This window comes from Leifsonia sp. 71-9, from assembly GCF_001898805.1.
Lineage (GTDB): Bacteria > Actinomycetota > Actinomycetes > Actinomycetales > Microbacteriaceae > Leifsonia.
This window is the reverse complement of sequence record NZ_MKVJ01000001.1, coordinates 270,827-277,450: the sequence shown is the minus strand read 5'-3', so window position 1 is coordinate 277,450 and position 6,624 is coordinate 270,827. Positions and strand designations below refer to the sequence as shown.

Here is a 6,624-nt window from a genome sequence, read left to right as displayed (position 1 = left end):
CCGCCGGCCGCGACTTCGCGGTGCGCACCGCCGACGTGATCTTCAGCCGCCACGGCGAGCCGGAGGCCGGGCGCGCCTTCCGCTCCGACGTCCGCTCGCGGGCGCTGGCGGCCGGACGCGACCCCGACAGCATTCTGGTCATCCCGGCCGTGAGCGTGGTGCTCGGCGACACGGAGGCGGAGGCGGCCGAGCGGGCCCGCGAGATCTCCTTCCAGCAGGTGACCCCGCAGACGGCGATTCACCTGCTGGAGCAGGTGTGGGGCGAAGACCTCTCCGCGCATGACCCCGAGGGGCCGGTGCCCGCGCCACCCGCAGCCGCGGGCGAGCAGCTCACGCAGGGCCAGGCCCGTCGCGTCGACGACCCGCTGGCCGCCGCGCGCGAATGGCACGCGCTCGCCCAGGAGCACGGCTGGAGCATCCGGGAGCTCGTCGTCAGCCAGACGACCAGGCACGAGTTCATCGGCACGCCCGACTCGATCGCCGCCCAGCTCGACGACGCCGCCCAGACCGGAGCGGCCGACGGGTACGTGCTCTCGGGATCGGTGGTCCCGCACGGGATCGATGAGTTCGTCGACCGCGTCGTCCCGCTCCTGCAGGAGCGCGGCGTGCTGCGCACCGAGTACGAGCACCCGACGCTGCGCGGGAACCTGGGCCTCGGCGATCCCGACGAACGCACGGGTGCGGCCCCGCGGGTGGAGGTGGCATCGTGACCGCGATCCCGCTGGGCATCCTCGACCTCGTCCCGGTCTCGAGCGGCTCCAGCCCGAGCGACGCTGTGACGGCCACGCTCGAACTCGTCCGCCGCGCAGAAGCCGCCGGGTATGCGCGCTACTGGTTCGCCGAGCACCACTTCAACCCCGGCGTGATCGGCTCCTCACCGGCGGCGCTCATCGCGCTGGCGGGAGGCGTTTCCGAGCGCATCCGGCTCGGCTCGGGAGCCATCCAGCTCGGGCCCCAGAGCACCGAGGCGACGATCGCCGAGGAGTTCGCGCTCCTCGATGCGGCGCTGCCCGGCCGGATCGACCTCGGGATCGGCCGCTCCGGACTCGCGACCGGCGGCCCGAGCGCACCCGAGACCGCTCCGGAGACCGTCACCGGCGGACTCCTCATCCCCGAGCCCTTCCGCTTCGAGCGCGTCTTCGCCGCGCCGAAGTTCCGCACGCTGGGCGCCCTGCTGACCCGTGGCGAGGGCGGACCGGCGTTCGCCGACCAGGTCGAGACCATCCTCGCCCTCCTCGGAGCCGGCGTCGGCGACGGCGACGAGCGCGTGGCGCTGGGCGTGGACGGCTCCGGTCCCGAACTCCGGCTGTTCGGCAGCGGGACGCTCACCGCGCGTCTCGCCGGCCGGCTCGGACTCCCCTTCGCCGCGAACTACCACAGCGCCCCGAGCGGCGTCCTGATCTCGGTCGAGGAGTATCGCGGCAGCTTCGTCCCGTCCGATCGGCTCGACCGCCCGCACGTCATCGTGTCGGCCGACGTCGTCGCCGCGGAGACGTCCGACCGCGCCCACGAGCTGGCGACCGGCTACGCCGCCTGGGTGCGCAGCATCCGCACCGGCGCGGGCGCCATCCCGTACCCCTCGCCGGAGGAGGCCGCCCGCCTCCCCTGGACCGACGAGGACCGCCGGCTCGTCGACGACCGCGTCCGCACCCGCTTCGTCGGCACGCCGGCCGAGGTCGCCGACCGTCTGGAGACGCTGCGCGACGCGACCGCCGCCGACGAGCTCGTGCTCACGACCATCACGCACGACCCCGAGGCCCGGGCCGCCAGCCACGAGGCGATCGCACGGGAGTGGGCACGCCGTGGCTGAGGTGCGCGCGGCGATCGACGTGCACCGCTCCCCCGCTGCGGTGTTCTCCGCGCTGACGGACCCGGCCAGGCTGAGCCGGTGGCTCGGCGACAGCGTGCAATTCGAGTCCCGCGCCGGTGGCCGCGTGGCGGCGACCGAGGCCGGGGTGACGACGACCGGCCATGTGCTGGAGGTCGTCCCCGGCCGCCGGCTCCTGATCGCCTGGGACCCGGCGCAGCCGGCTCCGGCGGACGCGCCGCCCGCGTTCGCGCCCGGGTCACGGCTCGAGTTGACCCTCGCACCCGAGGACGGCGCGACGCATCTGTCCGCCATCCACTGGTACCTGCGCGCGGAGGCGGCGCCCGCGGCGCAGCGCGACCTCGCTCTGCGTCTCGGCCGCCTCCGCGCCCTCCTGGAGCCCGCGGCGTGACGGGCGGCCGCGACCTCCGCCGCCCGACCACGCCCAGCACCAGCTACCTCGATGCCCTGCGCGAGCGCACCGCCGAGCGGGCACGGGCCGCCGCTCCCCTCACCTCCCCGCACGCGGGTGCGCCGGACGAGCTGCGCACCGCGGTCGTCGAGACCGTGACGGCACGGGAGGCCAGGATCGTCGCGCTCTCGCGGCGCATCTTCGCGCATCCCGAGGAGGCGTTCGACGAGCACCGCTCCGCCGCCGCGGTCGCCGACGAGGTGCGGCGTGACGGGCACACGGCCGAGATCGGGCGCTTCGGACTTCCGACGACCGTGCTCGCCTCTGCCGGCCGCGCGTCGGGAGGTCCGGCGATCGCCGTGCTGGCAGAATACGATGCGCTGCCCACCATCGGGCACGGGTGCGGCCACAACGTCATCGCCGCCGCGGCGGTCGGCGCCTTCCTCGGCGTCGCTGCCGTCGCCGATCGCCTCGACGGCCGGGTGGTCCTGCTCGGCACGCCCGCCGAGGAGGGCAGCAGCGGCAAGGAGCTGATGGCGCGCCAGGGCGCGTTCGACGGACTCGACGCGGCGATCATGGCTCACCCGTTCGGCTACGACGCGGCGGACCATCCCTTCATCGGCCGCCGCATCCTGCGCGTCCGCTACCTCGGAGTGCCCGCCCACGCCTCCGCCACACCGTTCATGGGGCGCAACGCACTCGACGCGGCGACCCTCCACTATCAGGCGGTCGCGCAGCTGCGGCAGCACCTGCCACCGGGCGATCGCGTGCACGGCGTGCTCTCGAGCGGCGACCGGCCGAGCGTGGTGCCCGCCGTGGCGACGCTCGAGTACTACCTCCGCTCGCCCGAGGCCGCGACGCTGCGGGAGCTGAGCGACCGGCTGACCGAGATCTCGGAAGGCATCGCGATCGCCACCGGCACGGGCGTCGAGCTCGAGTGGGATCCGCTGCCCTTCACCCTCCCGAGCCGGTTCAACCGCCCGCTCAACGAACGCTGGGCCGTGCATCAGGAGGTCCGCGGCCGCCGGGTCCTGACACGGGACGTCGTGCCGTCCGAGCTCGCGGCATCGACCGACTTCGGCAACGTGAGCGTCCGCATCCCCGGCATCCACCCGGTCATCGCCGTGGCGCCGCCGGAGGTCGCGCTGCACACCGCCGAGTTCGCGGCATACGCTGGCGGAGAGGCCGGCGACCGGGCAGCGGTGGACGCCGCGCACGGGCTCGCCCTCACCGCGCTCGACTTCCTCACCGACCCCGCCCTCCGCGCCGCGGCCGCGCAGGACTTCGCCGCCGCCGGCGGCCCGCTCGACCTCGAAAGGTACTTCTCATGACGACCACGCACTCCGCCCCCGCGGTCTACGCACTCCACGAGAACCCGGACTGGTTCGAGCCGTTCCGGCAGGCCTTCGAGGACGAGGGCGTGCCACTGGTCGAATGGCTGCTGGTCGACGGCACGCTCGACCTCGACGCGGTGCCGCCGGAGGGCGTGTTCTGGTCGCGGATCAGCGCGTCGTCGCACACGCGCGGGCACAACCTCTCGAAGGACTACGCCCGCAGCGTGCTCTCCTGGCTGGAGTCGCACGGTCGCCGCACGGTGAACGGGCGCCGTGTGCTGGACCTCGAGGTCAGCAAGGTCGACCAGCTCACCGCACTGCGTGCCGCCGGCATCGACACCCCGCGCACCGTCGCCGTGATCGGCGTCGATCGGCTGGTGGAGGCCGCGCGCGCCTTCCCGGCGCCGTTCCTCACCAAGCACAACCAGGGCGGCAAGGGGCTCGGCGTGCAGCGGTTCGACTCGGCCGACGAACTCGCGGAGACGATCGCCGCCGGCCTGTTCGAGACCCCGGTCGACGGGATCGTGCTGCTGCAGGAGCTGCTGGTGGCGGCCGAGCCGGCCATCACGCGGGTCGAACTGGTCGATGGCGAGCTGGTCTACGCCGTTCGGGCCGACACCGCGCTCGGCGGCTTCCAGCTGTGCCCGGCGGACGCCTGCGCGATCGACCCGGTCACCGGCGCCGAGCTGCCGCAGCAGCTGTTCAGCCTGCGCGAGGGATTCGACCATCCCCTCGTCGAGCAGTACCGCGCCTTCACCCGGCGCACGGGCATCGAGATCGCCGGCATCGAGTTCATCGAGACCGTCGACGGCCGTGCCGTCACTTACGACGTCAACACGAACACGAACTACAACGCCGACGTCGAAGCCGCGGCCCCGTCGTCGGGGCCGCGGCAGATCGCCCGGTTCCTCGGGCGCGAACTCGCGTCGCTCTACGCGGCGGTGGGCTGAGCCTCCGCCGGGCGCCGCCCCAGCGCGGGCGCGACCGCGCTGAGCACGTCGTGCAGCACCTGCTCGTAGTCCGCCTCGGCGAACTCGTACGGCAGCTCCAGCCGCAGCTCGTCGACCTCCGCCAGTGCGGCGTCGGCGAGGAGCGTCTCGACGATCTCGTCCGTCGTGCCCACGATGTCGGGCGCGAAGAGGGTACGCCGGTCGCCGTGCGCGACGCCGACGCGGGCATCCCGCTCGCGCTTGTAGGCACGATAGCGCTCGGCGGAGGCGCGGTCGGCGCTGTCGGTCGGCAGGATCACGCGGCCCAGGGCGATGCGGAGGTCGTCCGGACGCGTGGTGAGCGAGCGATGCAGCCGGATCAGGTTCACCTGGGCCGTGACGAAGTCGTCGGTCCCCTCGCCGGAGATGACGTTGCCTGTGAGCAGGTGGAGGCCGTGCCCGGCCGCCCAGCGGATCGACCGCGAGCTCCCCCCGCCGTACCAGAGCCTGCTGTCGAGCCCGGGGCTGTACGGCTGCAGGCGCGGACGCTGCACGTTGCCGGGCGAGTGGATCACCGTCTCCTCGTCGCCGAGATAGGCGCCGGAGAGGTGGTGCTTCAGGCGCTCGATGCGCCCGTGCCCGAGGTCGTACGACCGCCAGTCGCCGTCGAACACGTGCTCGCCCAGCAGCTCCGCGTGCGGGGGCGTCCCGGCGCTCACGCCGACCGCCAGGCGGCCGCCGGAGAGCACGTCGGCCGTCGCGAGATCCTCGCCCAGCCGCCACGGGCTCTCGTAGCCGATCGGGATGACCGCCGTGCCGAGCTCGATCGTGCTCGTGCGCTGCGACGCCGCGCCCAGCACGACGGCCGCCGACGAGATCCCGTGCTCCAGGTGGCGCTGGCGGACCCACGCGCCGTCGTAGCCGGCCTGCTCCCCGAACGCGATCAGCCGGAGCGTCTGCTCCAGACCGCCGGCCGGATCGTCGTCCTCGTAGTTTCCCGGCGTCAGGAACGAGATGCTGCGGAGGGCTGCCATGCGCGGCCTTTCGGGGTCGTGGCGGCCGGCCAGGCCGGGTCGCCGATGCGTTCGCGGAGCGTCGGTGCGACCTCCGCCTGGAAGAGCTCGAGCGAGTCGACCCACTGCGTGCGGTCGAGGTGGCCGGGATGGCCGCCGACCGAGATCACGCTGTTCCCGAAGGCGTCGTGGTACCGGCCGACCTTGTCGATCACCTCCTGCGGGCTGCCGACGAGGGCGGACGAGCGGGCGAGGTAGTCGTCGTAGTCGGCGTAGTCGGTGCGCGTGCCCGGGAGGGAGTGGTCGGCTTTGGCGACCGCGGCGACGAACTCCTCGTACACCGGCCGGTAGGCGGCCTTCGCCTCCTGGGACGTCCGAGCCACGAAGAGCGCATGCCCGGCGCCCACCGTCGCCTGCGCGGGGTCACGGCCGGTCTCCGCCCACACGGCGCGGTAGTGCCGCACCAGCGCCGCGTACTGCTCGATCGGGTTCATGGCGTTGGCGGAGAAGATCGGGTCGCCGTGCCGGGCGGCGAGCTCGACGGACGCCTCCGACGTCGCAGAGCCGTGCCAGATGCGGATGCGCTCCTGGAGCGGGCGCGGCTGCACATCGGCCGCCACCAGCGGCGAGGTGCGGATGCTCGGGACGCCCGGCGCGGGCTCCCACGTCACCGACCGCGACGACCACAGCCGCCGCAGCAGCAGGTAGTTCTCGCGCAGCGTCTCCCACGCCTGCGTACGCCCGATCCCGAACAGCTCCGCCTGCTCCGGCCCGTTGCCCTTGCCGATGATCAGCTCCAGGCGGCCGCCGGAGAGGTGGTCGAGCGTGGCATAGTCCTCGGCGACGCGCACCGGGTCGAGGACCGAGAGCAGGGTGACCCCCGTGAAGAGCCGGATGCGGCTCGTCGCGGCCGCCAGGTAGCCGAGCAGCACGGTCGGCGAGCTCGACAGGAACGGCGCGTGGTGCCGCTCCCCCACGGCGAACCCGTCGAAGCCCAGCTGCTCGAAGAGCACGGCGTTGTCGACGACCTCGCCGAAGCGCTCGGCCGCGAGCGGCGGCTCCTCGCCGGGGTTCCCGGGCGGGTTGGCGATCAGGTCCAGTCCGATGAACTTCACGGGGGTCTCCTCCT

7 protein-coding genes are annotated in these 6,624 nt (G+C 73.7%); 5 read left to right on the top strand and 2 right to left on the bottom strand.

Features of this window, described 5'->3' with window-relative positions:
• The 5 genes from BGO91_RS01405 to BGO91_RS01385 form a co-directional block, all read left to right on the top strand.
• Positions 1 to 710: LLM class flavin-dependent oxidoreductase (locus BGO91_RS01405; RefSeq protein WP_290471084.1), on the top strand; the 710-nt coding region annotated here is incomplete at its 5' end.
• Entirely contained in the window at positions 707 to 1,810 is a 1,104-nt protein-coding gene (locus BGO91_RS01400) for an LLM class flavin-dependent oxidoreductase (RefSeq protein ID WP_290471083.1), read from the top strand. The genes BGO91_RS01405 and BGO91_RS01400, both read left to right, overlap by 4 nt.
• Positions 1,803 to 2,219 carry an SRPBCC domain-containing protein gene (locus BGO91_RS01395; RefSeq protein ID WP_290471082.1) on the top strand — a complete coding sequence of 139 codons (417 nt, stop codon included), beginning with the start codon at positions 1,803 to 1,805 and terminating at the stop codon, positions 2,217 to 2,219. The genes BGO91_RS01400 and BGO91_RS01395 overlap by 8 nt, the downstream gene beginning before the upstream one ends.
• Complete coding sequence (locus BGO91_RS01390) at positions 2,216 to 3,550, top strand: M20 family metallopeptidase (protein WP_290471081.1); 1,335 nt, start codon at positions 2,216 to 2,218, stop codon at positions 3,548 to 3,550. The genes BGO91_RS01395 and BGO91_RS01390 overlap by 4 nt, the downstream gene beginning before the upstream one ends.
• Positions 3,547 to 4,503, top strand: a complete 957-nt coding sequence (locus BGO91_RS01385) for an alpha-L-glutamate ligase (RefSeq protein ID WP_290471080.1) — start codon at positions 3,547 to 3,549, stop codon at positions 4,501 to 4,503. Before BGO91_RS01390 ends, BGO91_RS01385 begins: the two co-directional genes overlap by 4 nt.
• On the opposite strand, the gene BGO91_RS01380 is transcribed toward BGO91_RS01385, so the two are convergent.
• Together BGO91_RS01380 and BGO91_RS01375 are read right to left on the bottom strand one after the other, a co-directional pair.
• Complete coding sequence (locus BGO91_RS01380) at positions 4,485 to 5,516, bottom strand: LLM class flavin-dependent oxidoreductase (RefSeq protein ID WP_290471079.1); 1,032 nt, start codon at positions 5,514 to 5,516, stop codon at positions 4,485 to 4,487. The two genes, BGO91_RS01385 and BGO91_RS01380, sit on opposite strands and share 19 nt — an antisense overlap.
• A complete protein-coding gene (locus BGO91_RS01375) occupies positions 5,486 to 6,610 on the bottom strand; it encodes an LLM class flavin-dependent oxidoreductase (RefSeq protein WP_290471078.1) in 1,125 nt (374 codons plus the stop codon). The genes BGO91_RS01380 and BGO91_RS01375 overlap by 31 nt, the downstream gene beginning before the upstream one ends.
• Between the last annotated feature and the right edge of the window lie 14 nt (positions 6,611 to 6,624).